General features: G+C 72.7%; 19 protein-coding genes. 13 read left to right on the forward strand and 6 right to left on the reverse strand.

Translation table 11 applies throughout. The features are described 5' to 3' along the window. Nucleotides 1-15 precede the first annotated feature (15 nt). Complete coding sequence (locus tag ACIOFR_RS02660; protein ID WP_400991810.1) at nucleotides 16-468, reverse strand: hypothetical protein; 453 nt, start codon at nucleotides 466-468, stop codon at nucleotides 16-18. A 90-nt stretch (nucleotides 469-558) separates the two neighbouring features. Continuing rightward, nucleotides 559-939 carry a VOC family protein gene (locus tag ACIOFR_RS02665; RefSeq protein ID WP_400991812.1) on the reverse strand — a complete coding sequence of 127 codons (381 nt, stop codon included), beginning with the start codon at nucleotides 937-939 and terminating at the stop codon, nucleotides 559-561. Between the two features lie 100 nt (nucleotides 940-1,039). On the opposite strand from ACIOFR_RS02665, the gene ACIOFR_RS02670 reads away from it, so the two are divergent. The 6 genes from ACIOFR_RS02670 to ACIOFR_RS02695 all read left to right on the forward strand — a co-directional run bounded on the left by ACIOFR_RS02670 (nucleotide 1,040) and on the right by ACIOFR_RS02695 (nucleotide 8,397). Then, nucleotides 1,040-3,799, forward strand: a complete 2,760-nt coding sequence (locus ACIOFR_RS02670; RefSeq protein WP_400991814.1) for an alpha/beta fold hydrolase — start codon at nucleotides 1,040-1,042, stop codon at nucleotides 3,797-3,799. Next, nucleotides 3,796-4,644 carry an ABC transporter permease gene (locus ACIOFR_RS02675; RefSeq protein WP_400991815.1) on the forward strand — a complete coding sequence of 283 codons (849 nt, stop codon included), beginning with the start codon at nucleotides 3,796-3,798 and terminating at the stop codon, nucleotides 4,642-4,644. The genes ACIOFR_RS02670 and ACIOFR_RS02675 overlap by 4 nt, the downstream gene beginning before the upstream one ends. Nucleotides 4,645-4,800: 156 nt before the next feature. Beyond that, nucleotides 4,801-6,969, forward strand: a complete 2,169-nt coding sequence (locus ACIOFR_RS02680; protein WP_400991817.1) for an MXAN_6230/SCO0854 family RING domain-containing protein — start codon at nucleotides 4,801-4,803, stop codon at nucleotides 6,967-6,969. Then, nucleotides 6,966-7,487, forward strand: a complete 522-nt coding sequence (locus ACIOFR_RS02685; protein ID WP_400991819.1) for a hypothetical protein — start codon at nucleotides 6,966-6,968, stop codon at nucleotides 7,485-7,487. Before ACIOFR_RS02680 ends, ACIOFR_RS02685 begins: the two co-directional genes overlap by 4 nt. After that, nucleotides 7,484-7,960: a GNAT family N-acetyltransferase gene (locus ACIOFR_RS02690; protein WP_400991821.1), complete on the forward strand. Its 477-nt coding sequence runs from the start codon at nucleotides 7,484-7,486 to the stop codon at nucleotides 7,958-7,960. The genes ACIOFR_RS02685 and ACIOFR_RS02690 overlap by 4 nt, the downstream gene beginning before the upstream one ends. Before the next feature lie 74 nt (nucleotides 7,961-8,034). After that, nucleotides 8,035-8,397, forward strand: coding sequence for a hypothetical protein (locus ACIOFR_RS02695; RefSeq protein WP_400991822.1), 363 nt, complete (start codon nucleotides 8,035-8,037; stop codon nucleotides 8,395-8,397). Nucleotides 8,398-8,473: 76 nt separating this feature from the next. Here ACIOFR_RS02695 and ACIOFR_RS02700 read toward each other — a convergent pair whose 3' ends face one another. Continuing rightward, complete coding sequence (locus ACIOFR_RS02700) at nucleotides 8,474-10,132, reverse strand: alkaline phosphatase D family protein (protein WP_400991824.1); 1,659 nt, start codon at nucleotides 10,130-10,132, stop codon at nucleotides 8,474-8,476. A gap of 336 nt (nucleotides 10,133-10,468) precedes the next feature. Between ACIOFR_RS02700 and ACIOFR_RS02705 the strand changes: the two genes are divergently transcribed. The 6 genes from ACIOFR_RS02705 (at nucleotide 10,469) to ACIOFR_RS02730 (ending at nucleotide 19,633) form a co-directional block, all read left to right on the forward strand. Continuing rightward, on the forward strand, nucleotides 10,469-13,015 hold the full coding sequence (locus tag ACIOFR_RS02705; RefSeq protein ID WP_400991825.1) for a collagenase: 2,547 nt from the start codon (nucleotides 10,469-10,471) through the stop codon (nucleotides 13,013-13,015). A 1,026-nt stretch (nucleotides 13,016-14,041) separates the two neighbouring features. Further along, a complete protein-coding gene (locus tag ACIOFR_RS02710; RefSeq protein WP_400991827.1) occupies nucleotides 14,042-15,709 on the forward strand; it encodes a hypothetical protein in 1,668 nt (555 codons plus the stop codon). Next, nucleotides 15,592-16,221 (forward strand): hypothetical protein, encoded by a 630-nt coding sequence (locus ACIOFR_RS02715; RefSeq protein ID WP_400991828.1) that lies wholly within the window; start codon nucleotides 15,592-15,594, stop codon nucleotides 16,219-16,221. Before ACIOFR_RS02710 ends, ACIOFR_RS02715 begins: the two co-directional genes overlap by 118 nt. 157 nt (nucleotides 16,222-16,378) lie before the next feature. After that, nucleotides 16,379-18,541, forward strand: a complete 2,163-nt coding sequence (locus tag ACIOFR_RS02720) for an RHS repeat-associated core domain-containing protein (protein ID WP_400991829.1) — start codon at nucleotides 16,379-16,381, stop codon at nucleotides 18,539-18,541. A gap of 190 nt (nucleotides 18,542-18,731) precedes the next feature. Then, nucleotides 18,732-18,986, forward strand: a complete 255-nt coding sequence (locus ACIOFR_RS02725; RefSeq protein WP_400991830.1) for a hypothetical protein — start codon at nucleotides 18,732-18,734, stop codon at nucleotides 18,984-18,986. A 62-nt stretch (nucleotides 18,987-19,048) separates the two neighbouring features. Continuing rightward, a complete protein-coding gene (locus ACIOFR_RS02730) occupies nucleotides 19,049-19,633 on the forward strand; it encodes a dienelactone hydrolase family protein (RefSeq protein ID WP_400991831.1) in 585 nt (194 codons plus the stop codon). A gap of 96 nt (nucleotides 19,634-19,729) precedes the next feature. Here ACIOFR_RS02730 and ACIOFR_RS02735 read toward each other — a convergent pair whose 3' ends face one another. Continuing rightward, nucleotides 19,730-21,070: a DUF2252 domain-containing protein gene (locus ACIOFR_RS02735; protein ID WP_400991832.1), complete on the reverse strand. Its 1,341-nt coding sequence runs from the start codon at nucleotides 21,068-21,070 to the stop codon at nucleotides 19,730-19,732. A 221-nt stretch (nucleotides 21,071-21,291) separates the two neighbouring features. Here ACIOFR_RS02735 and dnaE point away from each other — a divergent pair, with 221 nt between their 5' ends. Further along, entirely contained in the window at nucleotides 21,292-24,834 is a 3,543-nt protein-coding gene (dnaE, locus tag ACIOFR_RS02740; protein WP_400991833.1) for a DNA polymerase III subunit alpha, read from the forward strand. Nucleotides 24,835-24,882: 48 nt separating this feature from the next. Here the strand turns inward: dnaE and ACIOFR_RS02745 are convergent, their stop codons facing one another. Both ACIOFR_RS02745 and ACIOFR_RS02750 read right to left on the reverse strand, forming a co-directional pair. Continuing rightward, a complete protein-coding gene (locus tag ACIOFR_RS02745) occupies nucleotides 24,883-25,335 on the reverse strand; it encodes a type II toxin-antitoxin system PemK/MazF family toxin (RefSeq protein ID WP_400991834.1) in 453 nt (150 codons plus the stop codon). Between the two features lie 24 nt (nucleotides 25,336-25,359). Continuing rightward, nucleotides 25,360-25,824 carry a DUF3291 domain-containing protein gene (locus tag ACIOFR_RS02750; RefSeq protein WP_400991836.1) on the reverse strand — a complete coding sequence of 155 codons (465 nt, stop codon included), beginning with the start codon at nucleotides 25,822-25,824 and terminating at the stop codon, nucleotides 25,360-25,362. Nucleotides 25,825-25,909 lie beyond the last annotated feature (85 nt).

Genomic DNA, 25,909 nt, shown 5'->3' on the forward strand with positions numbered 1-25,909 from the left:
TTCTCCGATGCGGTGCTAGATGCTGATCCAGTAGTAGAGGTGGTCGCCGCGGCCGGCCGCGTCGCCGGCGAGGCCGGTCAGCTCGGCCAGGACCGGGGCGAGGGCGTCCGTGTCGACGTTCAGGTCCTGGAAGCACTCCGCGGCGGCCCACTCCGCGGCCACCGACGGCAGCCGTTCGGGGGCGAGGGCGGCGAGCGCGTCACGGAACGCGTCGGTGAACGAGTGGCACACCGTCCGGCCGTCGTCGCTGGAGTTGAGGAACGGCCCGTACGGCGGGTCGGCCGCGACGGCCTCGGCGGACCGCCCGGATATCAGGGCGTCCAGCGCCGGCATGTGGTTCTCCGGGTCCACGACGGTCAGCACCAACTGGTCGTACCCGGCGCCGATCTCCTCCAGGGTGTCGTGCTCGACCGCGTCGGCGGCGTGGGCGTCGTCGGTGGCGGCGTAGTAGCCGTAGTGGACGGTCATACGGTTGATCATGACACGCGCCACCGACACGCCCGGCCGGCCCCGTCGGTTTCCCCCGGCGGGGGCGTCCGGCGCGGGCGGGCGTGCGGCTCAGGCGGTGGCGGCGCGCTCGGCGGCGCTGCGCTCCACGCAGAACTCGTTGCCGTCGGGGTCGGCGAGGACGGCCCAGCCCGAGCCGTCCGGCCTGCGGTGGTCGTCGACCAGGACGGCGCCGAGGGCGAGCAGGCGCTCGACCTCCTCGTCGCGGGTGCGGTCCTGCGGCCGGAGGTCCGGGTGCAGCCGGTTCTTGGCGGACTTGTCCTCCGGAACGGCGATGAACAGCAGCCCCATCCCGGGGCTCTCGACCAGGACCTCCTCCGAGTCCGGCCCGTCGTCCGGGTGGATCCGGGCGTCCAGGACGGCCGACCAGAAGGTCGCCAGCCGGTAGGGGTCGTGACAGTCGAAGGTCAGCTGACGGACGAGAGAGACCATACCCGCCACTATGACGGCGGCCGGGGTGCCGGTCCAGCCGTTCCGGCCGGCGGGGCCTCTTACGACTTCCCTACCGAAGCGGTGCATAGGATCGTGATCCATGAGTCTCGGTGGGGCATGGCGGAAGCGGCCGAAGGGCCGACGGGCGGTGGTGACGGGCCTGTTGCTGGCCCTGCTCGCCGTCCTGGGCGGGCTCGGTGCGGTGGCGGCGTCCGACTCCCGGCCGGCGGTGCACCGCGAGGACCGCTTCCTCGACCTGGCCGAGACGCCGGGCAGCGCCGCCACCGTGCCGATCGACACCTCGTTCTTCACCACCGGCTCCGGCCCGCGGCCCGCGGTGCTGCTGGCGCACGGCTTCGGCGGCTCCAAGGAGGACGAGCGGGCCCGCGCCGAGCAGCTCGCCCGGTCCGGCTACGCGGTACTGACCTGGTCGGCCCGCGGCTTCGGCCGGTCCGGCGGGAAGATCGGCCTGAACGCGCCCGACCGCGAGGTGCAGGACGTCCGGCACCTCGTCGACTGGCTGGCCCAGCGCCCCGAGGTGCAGCTCGACGGCCCCGGCGACCCCCGGGTCGGCATCACCGGCGCCTCGTACGGCGGCGGGGTGGCGCTGCTCGGCGCCGCCTACGACGGGCGGATCGACTCGGTGGCCACCCGGATCACCTGGTGGAACCTGGCCGACGCGCTCTTCCCCCAGGGCGTCAGCGGCGGCGGCGCCGCCGACGGCGTGTTCAAGAAGCTGTGGGCCGGCCTGTTCTTCACCACCGGCTCGGCCGGCGACGCGACCGGGCCGGCCGGCGCCGGCCGCGGCGGCGCCGCCCCGCAGGGGGCGATCGGCTGCGGCCGGTTCCTGGACGAGCTCTGCGCGATGTACAACCGGATCGCCACCGCCGGGCATGCCGACCCGGACGCCGTCGCGGTGCTGGAGAAGTCCAGCCCGTCCTCGGTCGCCGACCGGCTCAGGGTGCCCACGCTCGTCGTCCAGGGCCAGCAGGACTCGCTGTTCCCGCTCGACCAGGGCGACCGGATCGCCCGCGCCGTCGCCGCCAACGGCGCCCCGGTGGCGGTGGACTGGTTCGCCGGCGGCCATGACGGCGGCACCGAGGGCAGCCCCCGGGTCGACGACCGGGTCACCGCCTGGTTCGACCGCTACCTCAAGCAGCGGACCGGCACCGACACCGGCCCCGCCTTCCGGGTCACCCGCACCGGCGGCGTCGACTCCACCGGCTTCCAGGCCGTGCTGCGCGGCGCCGACGCCGACACCTACCCGGGGCTGGCCGGCACCGGGTCCCGGAGCGTGCCGCTGACCGGCCGCGAGCAGGAGATCGCCAACCCGCCCGGCGGCACCCCGCCCAACATCTCCACCGTGCCCGGCATCGGCGCCCTCGCCCAGGCCTCCGCGCTCGGCGCCGGCCTCGCCCTGGACTTCCCCGGCCAGTACGCCTCCTTCGACTCCGCACCGCTGACCGGCGGCCTGCACCTCACCGGCACGCCCACCACCACCGTCACCGTGCACGCCGACCGGCCGGACGCGGTGCTCTACGCCAAGCTCTACGACCTCGGCCCGGACGGCAAGCAGTCGCTGCCCCAGCAACTGGTCGCCCCGCTGCGGGTGACCGGCGCCGACGCACCGGGCGGGCGCACCGTCGAGATCACGCTGCCCGCCGTCGACCACACCTTCGAGTCCGGCCACCGGCTGCGCCTGGTGCTGGCCAGCACCGACCTGGCGTACGCCTCACCCGCCGAGCCCGCCACCTACCGGATCTCCGCCGCCGGGCCGCTCACCGTCCCCACCGTGGACGCACTGCGCACCGAGGCAGCGCCGCTGCCCGCCCGGACCTGGGTGCTGCCGCTGCTCGCCGTCGGCGTCGTCGTGCTGCTGCTGGTGGTCGGCCGCCGCCGGGGCGGCCGGCCGGCCCCCGACGCCGCCCTGGCCGGGGTCCCGCTGGAGATCACCGGGCTCGGCAAGCGCTACCGCGGCGCCGCCGACCGGTACGCCGTCCGCGACCTGGGCTTCCGGGTCGAGCAGGGCCAGGTGCTCGGCCTGCTCGGGCCGAACGGTGCGGGCAAGACCACCACGCTGCGGATGCTGATGGGCCTGATCAGGCCCGACGCCGGCGAGATCCGGATCTTCGGGCACGCCGTGCGCCCCGGCGCCCCGGTGCTCTCCCGGGTGGGCGCCTTCGTCGAGGGCGCGGGCTTCCTGCCGCACCTCACCGGCCGGGCCAACCTCCACCTGTACTGGCAGGCCACCGGCCGGCCGGCCGAGGACGCCCACCTCGCCGAGGCGCTCGCCATCGCCGACCTCGGCGAGGCACTGGACCGCGCGGTCCGCACCTACTCCCAGGGCATGCGCCAGCGCCTGGCGATCGCGCAGGCCATGCTGGGCCTGCCCGAGCTGCTCATCCTCGACGAGCCGACCAACGGCCTCGACCCGCCGCAGATCCGCGAGATGCGCGAGGTGATGATCCGCTACGCCGCGGCCGGACGCACCGTCATCGTCTCCAGCCACCTGCTCTCCGAGATCGAGCAGAGCTGCACCCACCTGGTCGTGATGGACCGCGGCCGGCTGGTCACCGCCGGCCCGATCGGCGAGGTGGTCGGCGCGGGCGAGCAGTTGATGGTCGCGACCCCCGCCGCCTTCGGCCCCGACGCCCGGGAGGCGGCCGCCGACACGGTGGCCGAGCTGGCCGGGGTGGTCTCGGCCGAGGCCGTCGACGGCGGCCTGCTGGTCCGCCTGGACGGTCTGACGCCCGGCGCGCTGCTGGTCGAACTGGTCCGGCTGGAGGTGCCGGTCGAGCGATTCGGGCCGCACCGCCGGCTGGAGGACGCGTTCCTGTCACTGATCGGAGGTACGGCATGACCGCCACCGCTGCCGCCCCCGGCTACCGCCCCGGCCGGACCCTGCCGCTGCGGGTCGAGGCCGTCCGCCAACTGCGCCGCCGCCGCACCATGGTGATCGGCGGGGTGCTCGCGGTGATGCCGCTCGTCGTGCTGGCCGCGTTCCAGATCGGCGGTCCGCCCGGCCGCGCGGACCGCACCAGCTTCATCGAGCTGGCCACCGCCTCCGGGCCCAACTTCGCCGCCACCCTGCTGTTCATGGGCACCGGCTTCCTGCTGGTCATCCCGATGGCGCTGTTCTGCGGCGACACGGTGGCCTCCGAGGCCAGCTGGTCCTCGCTGCGCTACCTGCTGGCCGCGCCGGTGCCCCGGGCCCGGCTGCTGGCCCGCAAGTTCACCGTCGGGCTGGCCTTCTCGGCGGCCGCCGTCGTCCTGCTGCCCCTGGTCGGGCTCGCGGTCGGCACCGCCGCGTACGGCTGGGGCGACCTGCGGCTGCCCACCGGCGTCAGCCTGCCCGCCTCGGTGGCACTGCCGCGGCTCGCGCTCGCGGTGGCCTTCGTGGTGCTGAGCGAACTCGTCGTCGGCGCGCTGGCGTTCTGGCTCTCCACCGCCACCGACGCCCCGCTCGGCGCGGTCGGCGGGGCCGTCTTCCTCTCCATCGTCACCGGTGTCCTGGACGCCATCACCGCGCTCGGCGGGCTGCGCGAGTGGCTGCCCGCCCACTGGCAGTACGCCTGGGCGGACGCGCTCCAGCCGCAGCTGGAGTGGGGCGGCATGGTGCAGGGCGTCTCGCTCTCCGTCAGCTACTCCGTGGTGCTGCTGGCGCTGGCCTTCCGCGGCTTCGCCCGCAAGGACGTGGTGTCCTGAGCGGCCCCGGAAAACCGGTCGGAGGGTGCCGGCGGCTGGGCTAGGGTGGGCGGACGCGGGGCGGCTCCGCGGCGCGCTTCCTTCTCACTCACTGTAAATGAACCGAGTGCGCCCACTCTCCGCCCCGCCCTTCTCTTTCCCAGGGGGCCGACCCGTATGACCAGCGCCGCCCAGGCCGACGCCGACGCCGACCTCGACACCTTCCTGCTCCGCCGCCGCGGCGCCGTCCACGTGCCGGACGGGCTCCGCCGGCCCACGGCCGACACCTGGAGCGCCGCCGGACTCACCGCCCTCGACGGCGACCTGCTCCAGCGCGGCCACGTCCTCACCGTCCCGCTGCGCGCCGCGCTGGCCCGGCTGCGCCCCACCGACCTCGCCCTGGTCGGCAGCGCCCTGCTCGCCCGGCTCGACGCCCTGTACGGCGCCGACCGCCGGCACCGGCCGCTGTTCCGCGACTTCCCGGACAGCGTGCCGGACGACGCCCGGCTGTACTTCTCCGAGCAGATGCGCCAGTTCCTGCTGAACCAGCCGAACCAGCCCTGCGTACGGTGCTGCCGCAGCGGTGCCGACGCCGGCATCGGCGCCCTCGCGCCCTGCGGTCACCTGGTCTGCGCCGACTGCCTGGACCCGGCGGCGGGCGACCCGGCGACGGACGGCCCGGTGCGCGGCTGCCCGGTGTGCGGCGCCGAACTGGCCGCCGAGCGCCGGCTCGGCCCCGGGCGCCGCCCGTTCTCGCACCGCCTCGTCGTGCCGGCCGTCCAACGGCGCAGCCTCGTCCCGCTGAACCTCGCCGAGGGCGCCGACCCGTCGGCCGCGGCCCTCGCCGAGCTCGACGCGCTGCTCGCCCGCCGCACCCCGCTCTCCCCGCAGGACCGCGAGGACCTCGCCGCGCTGCTCGCGCACGCCCCCGCGGACCTCGCCGAGCGGCTGCCCGAGGAGATCCCCGTCCGGGAGACCAAGGCCACCGTCCTGGCCGCCCTGTTGCGCCGTGCGCCGCAGCAGGCCGAGGCGCTGCTGCTCGCCCGCACCGACACCCCCACCGACGTGCTGCGGCTGCTCTGGGCGCTGTCCGGTGCCGAACCCGACCTGCTGCCCGCCAACGCCCCCCGGCTGCGCAGCCCGTCCCGCCCGCTGCGCCGGGCACTGCTCGCCGCCCTGGACGCGCTGCCGCTCGCCCACCTCGCCGAGGACCTGCACCGCCGCCGGCAGGCCTGGCTGCGGGCCGGCGAGGTGCTGCACCCGGCCGAGCACCGCCGCCGCTACCCGACCGCGGCCGCCGCGTTCGCGCTGCTGCGGCGGACCGACCTGGACGCCCACCCGGCCGGCGCCGCGCTCCTCGACCCGCCCGCCCCGCTGCGGGTGGACGCCGGGCCGGGGCGGACCACCCGGCTGGCCTTCACCGGCTTCGCGGGCCGGGTCGAGACCCTGCTCGCCGCCGGCGACCCGGCCGGCGCCGCCGAACTGCTGGCCACCCGGCCGGGCGAGCTGGTCCGCCGCCTGCACCACCTGCTGCGGGTGCACGCCGCCACGGCCCCCGGCACCCCGCTGCCCGACGCGTTCCTGCGGACCGTCGCCGCGGCCCTGCGCGCGGTCGCACCGGGTCCGCTGCTCGGCGCCCACGGACGGCTGCGCGGCCCCCGCACCCAGGGCGAGCGGCGGCTGTACTTCCCGCGCGGCACCGCCGCGCTCGCGTACGCCCGGGAGGACCACGGCACCGTCGTACCGGCCGAACTCTCCGCCCCGGTCTGCGCGTTGATCGAGGCCGAGCTGCTGCGGCGGGCCGGCTCCGGCCCCGAGCGGTACGGGACGGCGCTGCTGGACGAGGGGCTGGCCGACCTGGTCGTGCCGTTCGCCGAGGGGGCGGCCGCCAAGGTGCTGGTGCCGGTGCCGCGCGGCAGCGTCCAGCCGCTGCCCGGCGGTTCGGCGCTGCGGCTGTTCCTGCACTGGACGCAGCCCGAGGGGCTCCGGGTCGACCTGGACCTGTCGGTCGCGCTCTACGACGCCGACTGGCGGTTCGTGGGCCTGTGCGACTACACCGCCCTGGTGCACGGGGACCGGGCCGCCGTCCACTCCGGGGACCTCGTCGACGCGCCGCCGCCGCACGGCGCGACCGAGTTCGTCGATCTCGACCTGACACGGCTCGGCGCCGCGGGCGCCCGCCACGCGGTGGTGGTGGTGTTCAGCTACAACGACATCGCCTTCGAGGAACTGACCGACGCCTTCACCGGTTTCATGGAACTCCCGGCGGCCGGGTGCACTTCGACCCGAAGGCGGTCCGCCAGCGGATGGACCTGGCGGGGCCGGCCAGGGTCTGCGTCCCGATGATCGTCGACCTGGTGGAGCGCCGGTACACCTGGACCGACCTGAACACCTCCGCCACGGTGGGCTTCCACGACGTCCGCCGCCACCAGGAGGAGGTCGGTCGGCTCTGCGCCGACGTCCTCGCGCACTTCGCCCCCGGCACCCGGGCCACCCTGTGGGACCTGGCCTGCGCGGTGGCCGCCGCCGGCTCCCCGGAGGTCCTCGTCCGGGGCCGTGACGGCGTCGACGTCCGGACCTGGCGGCGCGGCGGGAGCGAACCGGTCGACGCGTTCGCGGCCCGGTTGCGGGCCCTGCGCGACCCGGACACCGAGCGGCGGATGTCCGGCGCCGAGCTCGCCGGCCGGCTGATCGGCACCGAGGCCTTCCTCGGGCTGGTCGAGGGCGACCTCCCCGCGCCGCCGGCGCTCTCCGGCGCGGGCTACCGCCTGTACCCGGGGCCGCTGGACGCCGCTCCCGACACCTTCCACCGCCTCACCGCGGGCGACCTTGTCGCCCGCTTCGCCCCGCCGGAGAGTCGATGACCACCACCGACACGCCCCGGGTGCGCCCGGCGGTCCGGGCCGACCTGCCCGGGGTCGTCGTCCTCGCGGCCGAGCACGCCGCGTACGAGCGGGCCCCGGCCCCGGCCGACGGGCTGGCGGAGCTGCTGGCGGGCGAGCTGTTCGAGCGGGCCGAGCCCCGGCTGAGCTGCCTGGTCGCCGAACTACCCGGCGGCGCGCTGGCCGGGTACGCCACCTGCACCGAGGAGTTCGGCACCTGGCAGGGCCGGCCGTACCTGCACCTGGACTGCCTGTACCTGCGCGACGAGCACCGCGGTCTCGGCCTCGGCGCCCGGCTGGTGGACGCCGTCCTCGCCGAGGCCCGGGCTCGCGGGCTGGACGAGGTGCAGTGGAACACCCCCGCCTGGAACGAGGGCGCGATCCGTTTCTACGACCGGCTCGGCGCCGCCCGCAAGGAGAAGCAGCGCTACAGCCTGGCCGTGCGGCCGGCCTGACCCGCCGTCGGCCGCAACCGCCGGCCACCCGGCCGGTGTCCCCGTCCGGGAGGGCGACCGGACCGGGGGAGACGATGGAACAACAGCACGAGGACCGGCGGGGCGGTTGCTGGTGGGTCCTGTACGCCCCGGCGCTCGGCCTGCTCGGCGCGTACGTGGGGGCCGGACTGACCGTGCGGGCCTGGCGCCGGTGCATGCCGGACACCGGTGTCGACGACGACCTGGTGATCAGCGCGTTCGCCTTCGCCGCCCTGATGGTGGTGGTGCTGCTGGTCGTCGGCGCGCTCTGCGGTGCCCACCGCAGGAGCGCCCGCCTCCGGTGGTTGGTCCTGGTCGGCACGACCGTCCTGCTGACCGCGCTGTACCGGGTGGGGATGGGCGGCTTCGACCAGGCGGTCCGGGACTGCCGCATCCCGGTGATCCCGTTCGTCGGCTGATCGGGCCGGCCCGGACGGGCCCGGGGCGGGCCGTGCGCTCCCCGCAGGGGTCGGGGAGCGCGCGGCCGGCGGGGCGTCACTTGACGGGGGAGTACACCCGCTCGATCTGCTGGGTGCCGGAACGGGTCCGGTACGAGCGGGTCCACTTGGAGGTGGCGTCCTTCTTCGTCCGGTCGGACAGGACGTAGAAGTCCATCTGCGCGGCCTGCGGGGTGATGTCCAGGACGCCGTAGCCGTGCGAGTCCAGGTCGATCCACTTGATGTGCCGGTTGGCGGCCTCCAGGGCGGCGACGCCGACCAGGGAGACGGTCTGCGGCAGCACCTTGAGGATGTCGTCGATGTTGTCCGAGGTGACCGAGGTGACCACGAACTCGGTGGCGACGCTGCCCGAGGCCGGGTAGGTGGCGGCCTCCAGCGGGACGTCGGCGGCCCACGCGGAGTGGATGTCGCCGGTCAGGAAGACGGTGTTGGTGATGCCGTTCTGCTGGAGGTGGCCGAGCAGTTCGCGGCGGTCGTGGGTGTAGCCGTCCCACTGGTCGGTGTTGATCGCGATGCCCTCGCCGGGCAGGCCGAGCAGCTTGGCCAGCGGGCGGAGCAGGAAGCCGGGCAGCGCGAGGAAGGCGACCGGGGAGATCATCACCTCGTTGCCGATCAGGCGCCAGGTGGTGTCGGACGCGGAGAGGCCGGACTTCAGCCATTCGAGCTGCTGGCGGCCGGTCAGCGTGCGGTCGGCGGAGTCGACGCCGCCGTTGCCGACCTTGACCTGCTCGGAGCGGAACGAGCGCAGGTCCAGCAGGTGCAGGTCGGCGAGCTTGCCGTAGCGCAGCCGGCGGTAGGTGGTGCCGGCGATGGAGGGACGCACCGGCATCCACTCGAAGTACGCCTGCTTGGCCGCGGCCACGCGGTCCGCCCAGACCCCCTCGGTGCCGGGGGTGTGGTTCTCCGCACCGCCCGACCAGGCGTCGTTGGCGAACTCGTGGTCGTCCCAGATCGCGATGGTCGGGACGACGGCGTGCAGCGCCTGGAGGTCCGGGTCGGTCTTGTAACGGCCGTGCCTGGTCCGGTAGTCGGCGAGGGTGGTGATCTCGTGGGCGGGCTCGTGCGGCCGCACGACGGTGCCGCGGGCGCAGAACTCGCCGGACTTGTACTCGTAGATGTAGTCGCCGAGGAACAGGAAGGCGTCCAGGTCGCCGCGGGCCGCCAGGTGGCGGTAGGCGGAGAAGTACCCGGCCTCCCAGTTGGCGCAGGAGGCGACGCCGAGCCGCAGGCGGGAGAGGGCGGCGTCGGCGGCCGGGGTGGTGCGGGTGCGGGCGACCGGGGAGGTGACGCCGTCGGCGGTGAAGCGGTACCAGTAGTCGGTGTCGGGCCGCAGACCGCGGACGTCGGCCTTGACCGTGTGGTCGGCGGCGGCGGTGGCGGTCACCGTGCCGCTCGCCACGACGGCGGTGAACGCCCTGTCGGTGGCCAGCTGCCAGCCGACCTGGACGTCGGGGCCTCTGCCGGAGCCGGGTACGGCGTCCGGGGCCGGGGTGACCCGGGTCCACAGGAGTATGCCGTCCGGCAGCGGGTCGCCGGAGGCGACGCCGTGCAGGAACTGCGGTGCGGCCGCGGCGGTGGCGGTGGCCCCGCCCAGGCTCAGCGGAACGGCGACGGCGCCGGCGGTCAGTACGGCGGCCTTGAGGACCCGGCGGCGGCGCGGCCGGGTGGCGGAGAGGGCATCGGTGGGCTCAGTCACGTCGCCATAGGCTACTAGCCGGTAATCAGGTGTCCAGACCCTGCGCCTGACTGTTCGTCGACTCTTCATCCGGCGGTTGACCTGCCCGTTTCGGGGGCTTCGGCCCGCTTGGTCCGCCAATGGGCGGCGCCGGCGGGCGACTTGGGCCCACCGGAGCCCTTCCGCCGACATGTGATACGTGCAATGGTACATGTCACACCCGCTGTCGGCGGACGCCGCGGCCCCACCGCTGCGCCCTGCCGAGGTTCCCCCCGGCCGCCCCCCCACCCGGCCGACACCCCCACCTTCACCGGCCGCGTTCGCACGCGGCCGCACCACCGGCCCGGAGGCCCCCACGTGAGATCCTTCCGGACAACTGCGCACTCGGCGCGCCTGCTCACCGCAGCCGTCGCCGCCTGCCTCGCCATCGGCCTGTTCTCCCCCCAGAGCCAGGCCGCCACCCTGCCCGCCGGCCCCGCCCCCGCGCCGGCCCCGGCCGCCGCGGTCGCACCGCGGCCCGCCACCGGCACCCTCCTGACGGAGGACCAGCACCTGGGCACCACCGTGCCGCTCGCCCGGCGGGCCCCGCGCACCGCCCCCGACACCACGGCCCGCACCGACTACGCCAAGGCCGACGCCAAGGCCGACGCCAAGTCGCGGGCCGCGGCGCCGGCGCTGACCGCCGCGAGCTGCAACGTCTCCGACTTCACGTCCAGGACCGGCAGCGCCCTCGTCCAGCAGGTCACGTCGGTCCCGCTGGACTGCGTCAACTCGCTCTTCGGCCTGCTCGGCACCGACGCCAACGCGGTCTTCCGCGAGGCGCAGATGGTCAGCGTCGCCAACGCGCTGCGCGACGTGTCCGCGGCCTACCCCGGCGACAACACCACCTCGGCCGGGCAACTGGTGCTCTTCCTGCGGGCCGGGTACTACGTGCAGTGGTACCACCCGGCGGACGTCGGCACGTACGGCGCCGCCCTGAAGACCGCCATCCGGGCCGCCCTCGACGCCTTCTACGCCTCCGCGCACTCCGGCGACGTCACCGAGGCCAACGGGGCGACCCTCTCCGAAGCCGTCGTCCTGATCGACAGCGCCGGTGAGAACGCCCGCTACCTGTACGTCGTCAAGCGCCTGCTGAACGGCTACAACAGCACCTACAACAGCAGCTGGTCGATGGTGAACGCGGTCAACAACACCTACACCGTGCTGTGGCGCGGCCACCAGAACGCCGACTACCAGGCCGCCGTCCAGGCGGACCCGAGCATCACCGACACCCTGGTGAACTTCGCCGTCACCAACTTCGCCCTGCTCGGCACCGACCGGGGCTACCTGGCCGCCAACTCCGGCCTGGAGCTGGGCCGTTTCCTGAACTACCCGGCCCTGCTCGGCAAGGTCCGGCCGCAGGTCAAGAGCCTGCTCGACCGCAGCTCGATCACCGGCGCCAGCTCCGCGCTCTGGGTCAACCTCGCGGTCGCCACCGACACCTACGACAAGGCGAACTGCGCGTACTACGGCACCTGCGACCTCGGTCCCCGGCTCCGGGCCGCCGTGCTGACGATCAACTACACCTGCAGCCCCAGCATCAGGATCGTCGCCCAGGAGGCCTCCACCGCGGACCTCGCCGCCACCTGCACCAGCCTGGTCAACCAGGACGCCTACTTCCACGGCGTCCTCAAGGACAACGGGCCGGTCGCGAACGACGGCAACACCACCATCGAGGTGGTGGTCTTCCACTCCAGCAGCGACTACCAGACCTACGCCGGGCCGATCTTCGGCATCTCCACCGACAACGGCGGCATGTACCTGGAGGGCGACCCGGCCGCGGCCGGGAACCAGCCCCGCTTCGTCGCCTACGAGGCCGAGTGGCTCCGCCCGGGCTTCCAGGTCTGGAACCTCAACCACGAGTACACCCACTACCTCGACGGCCGGTACGACATGTACGGCGACTTCGACGCCGGGTCGGCCACGCCGACCGTCTGGTGGAGCGAGGGCCTCGCGGAGTACGTCTCCTACTCCTACCGGGGTGTGCGCTACGACGACGCGATCACCGAGGCGGGCCGGCACACCTACACCCTGAGCACGCTCTTCGACACCACCTACGACAACGCCGACCAGACCCGCATCTACAACTGGGGCTACCTGGCCGTCCGTTACATGGTCGAGCGGCACTGGGCCGACATGAGCGCCGTCCTCGCCGAGTACCGCAGCGGCGACTGGGCCGGCGCCCGGACCTACCTCACCAGCACCATCGGCACCCGCTACAACGCGGACTTCGCCAACTGGCTGACCGCCTGCAACACCGGCGCCTGCAACCCCGGCACGCCGACCAACAAGCCGCCGGTGGCGGCGTTCACGGCGCTCGTCAGCGACCTGTCCGTCACCTTCACCGACACCTCCACCGACCCCGACGGCACCATCGCCGCCCGCTCCTGGAACTTCGGCGACGGCACCACCTCCACCGCGGCCAACCCCGGCAAGGCCTACGCCGCGGCCGGCAGCTACACCGTCACCCTGACCGTGACCGACGACAAGGGCGCCACCGCCACCCGCAGCCAGACCCTCACGGTGGCCGGACTGCCGCTGTGCGGCGCGCCGGACGTCCGGCAGTACGACAGGAACTGCCGCCGCACCGGCGTCACGGCCACGACCGGCAACTACAGCTACATGTTCGCCTACCTGCCCGCCGGGGTGAAGCAGCTGAAGCTGACCAGCGGCGGCGGCACCGGCAACGCGGACCTGTACTACAACGGCACCAACTGGGCCACCACCGGCTCCTACCTCAGCAAGTCCACCACCAGCGGCAACGCCGAGTCGCTGACCGTGGCCACGCCGCCCGCCGGCTGGGTGTACTTCAGCCTGTACGCCAAGCAGGGCTTCAGCGGGGTGACCATGAAGGTCGAGTACTGACCCGCCCCGACCGCACGGACACCGCCGCCCTCCCACCCGGTCGCCCGGGCGGGAGGGCGGCGGCGCCCTTGGCCTGCCAGGCGCCGAGCGCGGGACCGCGGCGAGCGTGAGACGGGGTGCGAATGCTCGCGTCCCGCTGCCCGGGGGCGGGCGTCTTCGCCGCCCGCCGTCCCGGACCGTGAAGATGACGGTACTTCAGGTGGGGGCGGAGTGAACGGCCCGACCGCCGGTGCGGGCTGTTCGTGTCCGACGCCCACGGCGGTACTTTTCCCCGCCCGGGGCGGTCATCTCGCGATCGGGCGGCGAACAGCGCCGGAGTTAGGTGTGATTTACGTCACGCCGAACTGTCGCTCCGTCATGTGCTGGATTTGGGACGCATTTGTTGACGTTCATCCGGTGTCGAACCTGTCCGTGAATCCCATGAACGGGTAAAGAACATGGAATCGCCTCGGTCGGCCATTGCTGCGGATGGCACGTGACCATACGGTTCTCGCTGTCATGGCCGGGGGGTGCTGTGTCACGCCCTGCTCTCCGTTGACGCTTTCGAGCGGTGGGGGTTCAACGTGCCTGTGAGGACGGGGAGATACCAGGGTGCCCGAGGTCGGACATGGGGGAGACGGGCGACGCTCGCGGTGGCCGTGGCCACCGCGTTCTCCCTGACGGCCCCCGTGGCCGAGGCCGCCGAGGTGATCGTCGGCCCCTACCGGGACGTCGACCACAGCTGGGCCGCCGATCCGCTGCAGGCCCAGCCGAAGGTGCCGGGCAAGCCAGCCGGCGGGCGCGGGGACAGGCTGGTGACGCGGGTGCCCGCCGGTTCGCACGAACTGAGGCCGCACGTGGTCGCCGCCTCGTGGCCGAAGGCCGGTACCGTCCGGGTCGACCTCGCGGGCGGGGCCTCGGCCCGGTCCGCGGGCGACGGCCGGGTCCACGCCGGTCAAGGTCTCCCGGGCCACCGGTTCCGCACCGGCCGGGCGCTCGGCCGCCCCGCCGTTGGTGAGCGTTCCGGTCGATTCGGTCGACGTGCAGGTGGCCGACCGGAACCAGGCCGGCGCCGCCGACGTGGACGGCCTGCTGGTCGGCCTGAAGCGGACGGACGCCGGGTCGGGCCCCGGCGGGGTGTCGGTGTCCCTCGACTACAGCTCCATCGAGCAGGCCTACGGCGGGGGTTGGGCCTCCCGCCTGCGGCTCGTCGCGATGCCGGCCTGCGCGTTGACCACCCCGCAGGTGGCCGCCTGTCGGGTGCGCAGGCCGATCGGGTTCACCAACGACCCGCTGTCGCACTCGATCTCCGGTGAGGTCCGGCTGACCGGTACCGCGCCCACGGGCAGGTCCGTGCTGGCCGCACCGGCGGCGGGCGCCGCCGGCGGGTCGGGCACGGTGGTGGCCGCGGTCGCCGGGACAGGTGGCTCGCAGGGCGACTACACCGCGACCGCACTGTCGTCCTCGGGTTCCTGGACGGCCTCCAGTTCCGGTGCCTTCACGTACGACTACCCGGTGGCCGTCCCGCCGTCGCTGGGTGGCGCCGCCCCGTCGGTCGGACTGTCGTACGACTCCCAGGCGGTCGACGGCGAGACCTCGGCCCGTAACTCGCAGTCCTCGTGGATCGGCGACGGCTGGGCGTACAGCCCGGGATACATCGAGCGGTCCTACAAGTCCTGTGGCGACTCCGGGATCAAGGACTCCGCCGACGAGTGCTGGGCGGGGTGGAACGCCACCCTCTCCCTCGGCTCCCACTCGGGCACCCTGGTGCGCGACGCCGACGGCGTCTACCACCTGCAGTCCGACGACGGGACGAAGGTCGAGCGGCTGACCGGTGCGAGCAACGGCCTGTGGCAGGGCGAGTACTTCAAGGTCACCACGACCGACGGCACCGCCTCGTACCTCGGCCTGAACCACGCCCCCGGGACCACCGTGGACGCCCTGACCAACAGGACCCTCGTCGCCCAGGTGACGTCCAGCGACCGCACCAAGGCCGGCTCGCCGGCCCAGGTCGTCGCGTACACCTACAGCGGCGGCGCGGCCTGGCACCGCGACGACTCCGAGCTGACCGACGACCGGTACCGCACCTGGAACGACTTCCGCGGGTTCCGGACGATCACCACCACCTCGGGTGCCGCACCGGACCCGATCTCCCAGAGCACCGCCTCCTACCTGCAGGGGATGGACGGCGACTACAAGGCGGACGGCACCAGGCGCAGCGTCAGGCTGACGAACTCGCTCGGCGAATCGATCCTCGACGGCCCCTGGCTGTCCGGTGCGGTGCAGGAGAGCGCGCTCTACACCCAGGCCGGCGGCAGCGTGGTCAGCAGGACCCTGGCGGACGAGCCGGTGCACGCGGTCACCGTCGGCACTCCGCGCACGGCCTGGACCTCGCAGGACCCGGCGCCGGCGAAGCTGTCCACGCTGCCAGACCTCAGCGCCGGCCGGTCCCTGTCGACCTCCTCCCGGGCGATCGCCCTGATGTCCGACAACGCCACCTGGCGCACCACGAAGACCGCGACGGTCTTCGACGACAAGGGCCGACCGGTCCAGCCAGGACCACCTACACCGACGCACTCGGCCGCACCACCTCGACCGTGCCGCGCGACACCACGGCGGACCGCAAGCTCGGCGTCGGCGCCATCGCCTCCGGCACCTCGCTGCTGTCCCGGAGCGTGCGGCTGTCCATGCAGGCGGACGGCAACCTGGTACTGACCGCCCTGACCGGTGGTCAGAGCCTGTGGTCCTCCGGCACCTCGGGACACCCAGGCGCCTCCGCCGCCGTCAAGGCCGACGGCGATCTGGTGGTCCTGGACGCCGACGGCACCACCCAGCTGTGGTCCGCCGGCGCGGGCGGCCACCCCGGTGGCTACCTGAAGGTCCAGGGCGACGCCGACCTCGCGCTCTACGACGCGGCCAACACCAAGGTGTGGTCCGCCGGCACCGCCGGCCGGGCCGCGAGCGCCGACATCACCACCGGCTACACCTACACGCCGGCCGGCCAGACGGCGAGCGTCAAGGACAACACCGGGAACACCTGGTCCTACACCTACGACCTGCGCGGCCAGTTGGTCAGCACGACGGACCCGGACAGCGGCACCTCCACCACCGGAAGGGCCTGCCCGACTCCTCCACGCGCTACGTCGGCGGAAAGGCCGGCAGCGCGTACGTCACGAGGACCGACGGCTACGACGCCACCTACCAGCCGACCGGCACGACCACGGTGATCCCCGCCGTGGAGGGCAAGCTGGCCGGGACGTACACCGCCAGGACCGGCCGCACCACCAACGTCGGCCTGCTGGCCAGCACGTCCTACGGCGCCGACGCGGGGCTGCCGGCCGAGACCGTGGGCTACGGGTACAACCTCCAGGGCGGTTGTCCAGCATGGGCACGCCGACCACCCCGTACGTCGACACCACCAACTACAGCCCGCTCGGCCAGGTGCTGCAGACCACCGTCGGGCCGGCGGCCAAGCAGCTGCGGACCGCGCAGACCTACGACCAGGCGACCGGCCGGCCGGCCACCAACCGGGTCACCCTGCAGACCAACACCGCCAACCCGATCTCCGACGTCACCTACGGCTACGACCAGGCCGGCAACGTGACCGCGGTCTCCGACACCCAGTCGTCCGGTGGCACCGACCGGGTCACCGACACCCAGTGCTTCCAGTACGACACCAAGGGCCGCCTGATCACGGCCTGGACCGACACCAAGGGGGTCACGGCCGCGACGACCGGGCAGGTGGCCAGGTGCACCAGTGCGCGGCCGGGCCCGGCCACCGTCGGCGGACCGGCCCCCTACTGGCTGGACTGGCAGTACAACCTGCTCGGTGACCGCACCCAGCAGGTCCAGCACGACGTCACCGGCAACGCGGCCAGGAACACCACCCAGACCAGCAGTTACCCGGGCGCCGGCACGGCCGTCGCCGCCCGTCCGAACGCCGCCGGCGTGGTCACCACCGCCAATCCGACCACCGGCACCAGCACTCTCGCGCTGGGCTACGACCCGGCGGGCAACGCGATCGACCGCACCACCACGGGAGCCGCGACCGCCCACCAGACCGTCGACTACGACGACGAGGGCCGCACCGCGACCACCGTCACCGACGGCCGGCAGACCGGCTACCTCTACGACGCCGACGGCGCGCTGCTCGTCCAGCGCGGCCCCGACACCACCGTCCTCTACCTGTTCTCCGGCGCGGAGCAGATCAGCCTCGACAATGCCGCCAGGACCGTCAGCGGGCTCCGCCACTACCGCGCGCCGGACGGCACGGTGATCGTCCGCTCCAGCGCGGCCGGCATGAGTTACCAGCCCACCGGCCTCCAGGGCACGGCCCAGCTCCAGGTCGACGCCAAGACCCTGGCCGTCACCCGCCGCGCCTTCGACCCGTACGGCAACGCCCGCGGCACCGGCCCCGGTTCCTGGGCGGACAACCACGGGTTCCTCGGTCAGCCCGCGGACCGTACCGCAGGCGTCGACCTGCTCGGGGCACGCAGCTACGACCCGGTCCTCGGCCGCTTCCTGTCCGTCGACCCGGTCTTCGAATCCGGCGACCCCAACCAGATGGGCGGCTACAGCTACGCCGCCGACAACCCCGCCACCCACAGCGACCCGAGCGGGCAGTGCCCGCGCGACATCTGCGACGGATACGGCCAGAACCCCACGTCCGGCGGCGGTTCGGGTGGTGGCCAGCCCTCCGGCGACGGCGACGGGGACGACGACGGGGACGAAGGGGTCGTGCTCATCACCCCGCACTTCGCCTTCGACTCCTCGGTCAGCAACGTCGCGGCGCTGAAGGACGCCTACGAGAAGGCCGCCAAGACCACCGTCGACAAGCACTTCGACGCCGGCTACGGGTTCCTGCCCTACGGGATCAGCCCCGAGCTCGCCGAGCTCGGCACCGAGGTCAGCACCTGGGACCAGGTCTGCCAGTCGGCGCCTGCGCTGTGCACCAAGGAGTTCGCCAAGACCGTCTCCGACATGCACTCGGCGATGGACAAGGAGATCGACAAGGAGAAGGACACCTGGGGCTGCTTCTGGGGCGAGTGCCACATGGAGAAGGCGGCCACCGCCGGCATCGCCGGCGTCATCAGCCCGTTCGCCCTCAAGTTCATGCAGAGCAGTGTCAGCAGGGCCTCGGGGGACGGGTACAGCGTCTTCGAGACGGCGCGGTCGCTGCAGACCGGCGAACTCGCGGTGGAGGACCTGCCGACCATCCGCATCGTCCAGCTCGACGACGGGCTCTGGACCCTCGACCACCGGCGCCTGCTGTCCTTCCAGATGGCCAAGGTCGAACAGATCCCGTACGTGCTGGTCGACCGGAACGACCCGGCCATCGCCAGGGAGATCAAGAAGAAGTTCACCACGACCGGCGACGGGACCTCGATCCTGATCAAGAACACCAATGGCGGGACCTGGCGCAACCCCAAGGCCGGTATGGCCCTCGGGGCCGTCGAGATGGAGGAGGCCGAGCTGGGAGCCGTCGGCCGGGCCGGAGCGGCCCGGATCGTCCCGAGGCCGATGCCGAGGCCGCCGGTCATTCCCTGACCGCCCCACCCGCGCATTCGTGGTGAAGCCGTCGGCCGAATAGGCCGGACCCGTCACGCGTAAAGGAAAGGCTCGCCGCCCCGAACGATTCCCGGGGCGGCGGGCCTTTTCCGTGACCGGCCCTGCCGGGTGAATTCCCGGGCCGGTACCGCCCGTTCCGCGACCGGGGGAATCCGGTAGGGTCCGATGCATGTCACTTCCGCAGCTCGACGACCACATGCCCGACCGCGCCGCATTCGCCGCATTCGTGCGTAATCTCCGCGAGGAATTCCTGCAGAACGGAGAGGAATGGGAGAACCGCACGCTCGACCGGTTCCTGGAGGCGCTGGCCTCCTGGGTGGAGGACTCCCCGGGCTGGTACCGGAACTTCGCCCAGGAGATGCCCGAGCAGGGCGACTGGACCTTCTTCGCCCGGGCCCTGGACGCCGCCACCGCCTACGAGTGAGGACCGGGATGGGGGATCATGGAAGGTGAGCCCCCGCCCCGCGAACCGTTAGGACCGACCCCGTGGCCACCATCCTCCTGCTGCACTCCGTCTACGGGCTGCGCCCCGCCGTGCACGCCGCCGCCGAACGGCTGCGGGCCGCCGGGCACACGGTCGACACGCCGGACCTGTTCGAGGGGAAGACCTTCGAGGACGTCGAGGCGGGCATGGCGTACAAGGAGGAGGTCGGCGGCGACGAGCTGCTGCGCCGGGCCGTGGCGGCCGCCGCGCCGCTGATCGGCGCCGGTGGGCCGGGCCTGGTGTACGCGGGGTTCTCGCTCGGCGGGTCGCTGGCGCAGAACCTGGCGCTGGCGGACGAGCAGGCGCGTGGCCTGCTGCTCCTGCACGGCACCTCCGACCTGCGGGAGGACGCGGCGACGGAGATCCCGGTGCAGTTGCACGTGGCGGAGCCGGACCCGTTCGAGACCGAGGACTGGCTGAACGCCTGGTACCTGCAGATGACCCGGGCCGGGGCGGACGTCGAGATCCACCGCTACCGCGGCGCGGGGCACCTCTACACCGACCCCGACCTGGCGGACCACGACGCCGAGGCCGCCGAGCGGACCTGGCGGGTGGCGGAGGCCTTCCTCGCCGAGCTGGACGGCTGACCGGGGGAACCGGGGGAGCGGCAGCCCGAGGGCGATCGGAGCGACGCGCGGGTGCCGGGGGTGGAACGCCTCCGGCGCCCGCGCGTACCGCCGGTGTCAGAGGCCGGGGATCCGCCCGTTGCGGAACAGGTCGACGAAGATCTGGTGGTCGCTGCGGGCGCGGTCGCCGTAGGCGTGCGCGAAGTCCACCAGCATGTCGACAAAGCCACTCTCGTCCCGGCCGACGGCGGCGTCGATGGCGTGCTCGGTGGAGAACGGCACCAGGCTGTGCCCGCTGGAGGACTCGTCGGCGGCGGCGTGCATGGTGGCCGTGGCCCGCCCGAGGTACTCGACCACGGCGAGCAGGTCGGCCGGCTCGTTGAGGTCGGTCCAGTCCAGGTCGGCCGCGTAGGGGGAGACCTCGGCGACCAGCTGGCCGCGGCCGTGCAGGGTGGTGTGGCCGAGCCAGGGGTCGCTGTGCGCCTGGAGGGCCCGCTGGGAGATCACCGTGCGGTGGCCCTCGTGCCGGAAGTAGTCGCGGATCTCCGGGTCCGTGACGTGCCGCGAGACCGCGGGGGTCTGGCCCTGCTTCATGTAGATGATCACGTCGTTCTCCAGGGCGTCGGTGTGCCCCTCCAGCAGCAGGTTGTACGAGGGCAGCCCGGCACTGCCGATCCCGATGCCCCGGCGGCCGACCACGTCCTTGACCCGCAGCGCGTCCGGCCGGGTGCGGGAGGCCGGCGGCAGGGTGCCCAGGTACGCCTCGAAGGCGGCCAGCACCTCGGCCCGGACCTCCGGCTCCAGCTCGATCGCGCCGTTGCCCGTGCGGAAGCGGCGGTCGTAGTCCTCGATCACCGTCTCCTGGTCGAGCAGTTCGACCCGGGTCTGCAGCCGGGCCCGCCGCAGGGTGTCCAGGATCGGGCCGGTGGCGGTGTCCAGGGTGTACGCGTCGCCCTCGCCGGACCCGTCCACCAGCGCCGAGATCTGGCTGCGGTAGGCGCCCGCGAAGGCCCGCACCAGCTCGGTGATGGTCGCATCGGACAGCGCCTTGGCGTAGCCGATCAGGGCCAGGCTGGCGGCGAGGCGCTGGACGTCCCAGGTGAACGCGCCGACGTAGGCCTCGTCGAAGTCGTTGACGTTGAAGACCAGCCGCCCCTCGGCGTTCAGGTAGGTGCCGAAGTTCTCCGCGTGCAGGTCGCCGTGGATCCACACCCGGCTGGTCCGGTCGTCCAGGAAGCGGGCGCCGTGGGCCTCGAACGGGCCGGTGGTGAGGTCCGCGTAGAACAGTCCGGCGGTCCCCCGGTAGAAGGCGAAGGCGGAGGCCGCCATCTTGCGGAACTTCACCCGGAAGGCGGCCGGGTCCTGGGCGAGCAGGTCGCCGAAGGCGGTCTCGAAGACCGCCAGGACGGTCTCGGCGCGGTCGGCCTCGCGGTCGGCGGCGTTCTGGTGCTCGGGCATGTTCAGGACGTCCTTCGGTGGTGCTCGGGGGGAATTCGGGGCCTACCTGCGGACCGACGAAACGGTGACCGCGATGGTTCCGGGATCGACGGTACCGGGGGCTAGAGTAGGGCGGGTGAACGCGTGAGACCTGGCCCGAGCCGCGATGCGGCCGGGCCTGAAGTGTTTCCGCGCACCTGCCGTGACCAGCCAGAACACCCGCAGACCCGGGAGGCCCCGCCTTGAGCGACCAGCCGTACGCGCACCTGCACGTCCACACCGAGTACTCGATGCTGGACGGCGCCGCCCGGCTGAAGCAGCTATTCAAGGAGGTCGAGCGGCTGGGCCAGACCCACGTCGCGATGACCGACCACGGCAACATGTACGGCGCCGCCGAGTTCCACAAGCAGGCCACCGCCGCCGGCATCACGCCGGTGATCGGCATCGAGGCGTACGTGGCGCCCGAGTCCCGTTCCAACACCAAGCGCATCCTGTGGGGCCAGCCGCACCAGAAGCGGGACGACGTCTCGGCCTCCGGCGCGTACACCCACAAGACGATCTGGGCCCGGGACAGGCAGGGCCTGCACAACCTCTTCAAGCTGACCTCGCGCTCCTACGCCGAGGGCTGGCTGGTCAAGTGGCCCCGGATGGACAAGGAGATCATCGCCGAGCACGCGGCCGGCCTGATGGCCACCACCGGCTGTCCCTCCGGCGAGGTGCAGACCCGGCTGCGGCTCGGCCAGTTCGACGAGGCGATCAAGTCGGCCTCGGACTACCAGGACATCTTCGGCAGGGAGAACTACTTCCTGGAGCTGATGGACCACGGCCTCGACATCGAGAAGCGGGTCCGCGACGGGCTGATCGAGATCAGCCGGAAGCTCGCCATCCCGCCGGTGGTCACCAACGACTCGCACTACACCACCGAGGGCGACGCGGGCGCGCACGACCTGCTGCTCTGCGTGCAGACCGGCAAGAACCTCTCCGACCCGGACCGCTTCCGGTTCGACGGCACCGGCTACTACATCAAGTCGGCCGCCGAGATGTACGCGCTCGACTCCTCGGACGCCTGGCAGGAGGGCTGCCGCAACAGCCAGCTGCTGGTCGCCCAGCGGGTCGACACCGCCGGCATGTTCGAGTTCAAGAACCTGATGCCGCGCTTCCCGATCCCGGAGGGGTACGAGACCGAGGCCGACTTCTTCAAGGCCAAGGTCTGGGAGGGGATGGACTGGCGCTTCCCGGACGGCTACGACGACGAGCACAAGAAGCTCGCCGAGTACGAGATGGACACCATCATCCAGATGGGTTTCCCGGCGTACTTCCTCGTGGTCGCCGACTTCATCATGTGGGCCAAGAGCCAGGGCATCGCGGTCGGCCCCGGCCGAGGCTCGGCGGCCGGCTCGCTGGTCGCGTACGCCATGGGCATCACCGACCTCGACCCCATCCCGCACGGCCTGATCTTCGAGCGCTTCCTCAACCCCGAGCGCATCTCCATGCCCGACGTCGACATCGACTTCGACGAGCGCCGGCGCGGCGACGTGATCCGCTACGTGACGGAGAAGTGGGGCTCCGACAAGGTCGCCATGATCGTCACGTACGGCACCATCAAGGCCAAGGCCGCGATCAAGGACTCCTCGCGCGTCCTCGGCTACCCGTACGCGATGGGCGACCGGATCACCAAGGCGATGCCGCCGGACGTCATGGGCAAGGGCATCCCGCTCTCCGGCATCACCGACTCCTCGCACCCGCGCTACGGCGAGGCCGGTGAGATCCGCGGCCTGTACGAGAGCGACCCGGACGTCCGCAAGGTGATCGACACCGCCCGCGGCATCGAGGGCCTGATCCGCCAGCCGGGCGTGCACGCGGCCGGCGTCATCATGTCCGCCGAACCGCTGACCGACCACATCCCGGTGTGGACCCGGCACACCGACGGCGTCACCATCACCCAGTTCGACTACCCCACCTGCGAGGGCCTCGGCCTTCTCAAGATGGACTTCCTCGGACTGCGCAACCTCACGATCATGGACGACGCCGTCAAGGCGATCGAGAAGAACAAGGGCGTCAAGATCGAGCTGCTCGATCTGCCGCTGGACGACAAGCCCACCTACGAGCTGCTCGCCCGCGGTGACACGCTCGGCGTCTTCCAGCTCGACGGCGGCCCGATGCGCTCGCTGCTGCGCCTGATGAAGCCCGACAACTTCGAGGACATCTCCGCCGTCCTCGCGCTGTACCGACCGGGCCCGATGGGCGTCAACTCGCACACCAACTACGCGCTGCGCAAGAACGGCCAGCAGGAGATCACCCCGATCCACCCGGAGCTGGAGAAGCCCCTGGAGGAGATCCTCAAGCCGACCTACGGCCTGATCGTCTACCAGGAGCAGGTGCAGAAGGCCGCACAGATCCTGGCCGGCTACTCGCTCGGCCAGGCCGACCTGCTGCGCCGTGCCATGGGCAAGAAGAAGAAGGAGATCCTGGAGGCGGAGTTCGTCCCCTTCCAGCGGGGCTGCCGCGAGCACGGCTACTCCGACGCGGCGATCCAGGCCGTGTGGGACGTCCTGGTGCCCTTCTCCGGCTACGCGTTCAACAAAGCCCACACCGCGGGCTACGGCCTGGTCTCGTACTGGACGGCCTACCTCAAGGCCAACTACCCGGCCGAGTACATGTCCGGTCTGCTCACCTCGGTCAAGGACGACAAGGACAAGTCCGCGATCTACCTCAACGAGTGCCGGAAGATGGGCATCCAGGTCCTGCCGCCGGACGTGAACGAGTCGGACGCCGACTTCACCCCGCACGGCAACGAGCTCGTCCGGTTCGGTCTCACCGCCATCCGCAACGTCGGCGGCCCGGTCGTGGACTCGATGATCCGCACCCGGAAGGCCAAGGGGAAGTACGCCTCCTTCCCGGACTTCCTGGACAAGGTCGAGTCGGTGGTCTGCAACAAGCGGACCGTCGAATCCCTGATCAAGGCCGGTGCCTTCGACTCGCTCGGGCACACCCGCAAGGGCCTGACCGCGCAGTTCGAGCCGATGATCGACAACGTGGTCGGGGTCAAGCGCAAGGAGGCCGAGGGCCAGTTCGACCTGTTCGGCGGCGACGCGGTCTCCGACGAGCCGAGCTTCGGCCTCGACGTGGTCTTCTCCGAGGAGGAGTGGGAGAAGGGCTTCCTGCTCACCCAGGAGCGCGAGATGCTCGGCCTGTACGTCTCCTCGCACCCGCTGCACGGCATCGAGCACGTGCTGTCGGACAAGGCCGACTGTGCGGTCGCCGACCTCGCCGAGCGGCCGGACGGCGCCATCGTCACCATCGGCGGCATCATCTCGGGCCTCCAGCGCAAGATGACCAAGCAGGGCAACGCCTGGGCGATCGCCACCGTGGAGGACCTGGCCGGCTCCATCGACTGCATGTTCTTCCCGGCCAGCTACCAGCTGGTCTCCTCCCAACTGGTCGAGGACGCCGTGGTGTTCGTCCGCGGCAAGCTCGACAAGCGGGAGGACGTGCCGCGCCTGATGGGCATGGAGCTGTCCGTCCCGGACCTCTCCAACGCGCACGCCGACGCGCCGATCGTCATCTCGATCCCCAGCGTCAAGATCACCCCGCCGCTGGTCGCCCGGCTCGGCGAGGTGCTCACCCACCACCGCGGCACCACCGAGGTGCGGCTGCGGCTGGAGGGCACCCGGCAGACCACCGTGCTGCGGCTGGACCGGCACCGGGTGAAGAGCGACCCGGCGCTGTTCGGCGACCTCAAGCAGCTGCTCGGCCCCAGCTGCCTGGCGAGCACCGCGGTCTGACGGGTCACCGCACGGGCCGCCGGGCGCAGTGCCCGGCGGCCCCCGCCGTCAGCTCCAGCGGTAGCGGCGCCTCAGGCTGTCGACCACCAGGTTGAAGCGGGCCCGGTCCAGTGCGCAGGCCTCGCGCCGCATGCCGCCGTCGTACACCCGCATCACCCGGTCCAGGGCGACCCAGGAGTCCCGGCCGGACTTGTCCCACGGGCCGGCGCCGATCGGCACCCAGTCGGCGTCGTGCGCGTGGCCCTTGCTGGAGAGCATCACCGCGAGCAGCGAACCGCCGGTCTCCCGGGCCACCACCAGGACCGGTCGGTCCTTGCCGCGGCCGTCGCGCTCCTCGTACGGCACCCAGGTCCAGACGATCTCGCCCGGGTCCGGGTCGCCGTCGTGCTTGGGCGCGTACTCGGTGCGCACGGCGCCCACCTGGTGGGCCTCCACCTCCACGGTGGCGTCGGGGCCGAACCGGCCGGGGGCGTCGTCCTGCTGCTGCGTCCACTGGGTCATGGGGGACAGGGTAGTGGTGCGGTGTCAGCGCTCCGCGGCTGCGGGGGCGGGGAAAGTGTGACGGAGTGTGAAGGCCTCGGGGGTCGGTCCGTGCTCCCGGAGGGCGACCAGCCGGGCCTGTGCCTCGGCGACGTCCGGCCGGTGCCCGGCCGGCACCCACCACAGGGCGGTCATCGCCTCGACGGGCCGGGCGAACCACGTGCGGCGACGGCCCAGCACCTCCCGGTGCGCCGGACCGTAGACGTACGCGGACAGTGACCGCGGGTCGCGCCAGACGGACATGTTGACGATCAGCCAGTCGTCCTCGAAGACCCGGATCCCGGTGGCGTCGCCGCCGTAGTCCTGAAGGCGCCAGCGGTAGCCGTCGGCGGCCTCGGCGGCGGCGTTCACCGGTTCCAGGGCGGCCGTGAAGCCGGCGAGCAGCTCGCTGTCGAGCGGGGCGAGCAGGCGGGCGACGTTGATCTGGGCGAGTTCGGACGTGGTCTCCATGATGGCCACCAGCGTCGCCGACCACCGTCGGCCCGGGCCAGTGGCAGAGATGACAGCGGACCTCGAAATCCTGCCGACCGCGGCG

This window comes from Kitasatospora sp. NPDC088346 (genome assembly GCF_044740765.1).
In the GTDB taxonomy this organism is placed as follows: Bacteria; Actinomycetota; Actinomycetes; order Streptomycetales; family Streptomycetaceae; genus Kitasatospora.

Excerpts from the sequence above, each read along its gene's own strand:
- ACIOFR_RS02670 (WP_400991814.1), top strand. The coding sequence starts at position 1,040 with ATGAGTCTCGGTGGGGCATGGCGGAAGCGGCCGAAGGGCCGACGGGCG.
- ACIOFR_RS02725 (WP_400991830.1), top strand. The coding sequence starts at position 18,732 with ATGTCACTTCCGCAGCTCGACGACCACATGCCCGACCGCGCCGCATTC.
- ACIOFR_RS02720 (WP_400991829.1), top strand. The coding sequence starts at position 16,379 with ATGGGCACGCCGACCACCCCGTACGTCGACACCACCAACTACAGCCCG.
- ACIOFR_RS02750 (WP_400991836.1), bottom strand. The coding sequence starts at position 25,824 with ATGGAGACCACGTCCGAACTCGCCCAGATCAACGTCGCCCGCCTGCTC.
- ACIOFR_RS02735 (WP_400991832.1), bottom strand. The coding sequence starts at position 21,070 with ATGCCCGAGCACCAGAACGCCGCCGACCGCGAGGCCGACCGCGCCGAG.
- ACIOFR_RS02695 (WP_400991822.1), top strand. The coding sequence starts at position 8,035 with ATGGAACAACAGCACGAGGACCGGCGGGGCGGTTGCTGGTGGGTCCTG.
- ACIOFR_RS02665 (WP_400991812.1), bottom strand. The coding sequence starts at position 939 with ATGGTCTCTCTCGTCCGTCAGCTGACCTTCGACTGTCACGACCCCTAC.
- ACIOFR_RS02660 (WP_400991810.1), bottom strand. The coding sequence starts at position 468 with ATGACCGTCCACTACGGCTACTACGCCGCCACCGACGACGCCCACGCC.
- ACIOFR_RS02680 (WP_400991817.1), top strand. The coding sequence starts at position 4,801 with ATGACCAGCGCCGCCCAGGCCGACGCCGACGCCGACCTCGACACCTTC.
- ACIOFR_RS02690 (WP_400991821.1), top strand. The coding sequence starts at position 7,484 with ATGACCACCACCGACACGCCCCGGGTGCGCCCGGCGGTCCGGGCCGAC.
- ACIOFR_RS02745 (WP_400991834.1), bottom strand. The coding sequence starts at position 25,335 with ATGACCCAGTGGACGCAGCAGCAGGACGACGCCCCCGGCCGGTTCGGC.
- ACIOFR_RS02685 (WP_400991819.1), top strand. The coding sequence starts at position 6,966 with ATGATCGTCGACCTGGTGGAGCGCCGGTACACCTGGACCGACCTGAAC.
- ACIOFR_RS02675 (WP_400991815.1), top strand. The coding sequence starts at position 3,796 with ATGACCGCCACCGCTGCCGCCCCCGGCTACCGCCCCGGCCGGACCCTG.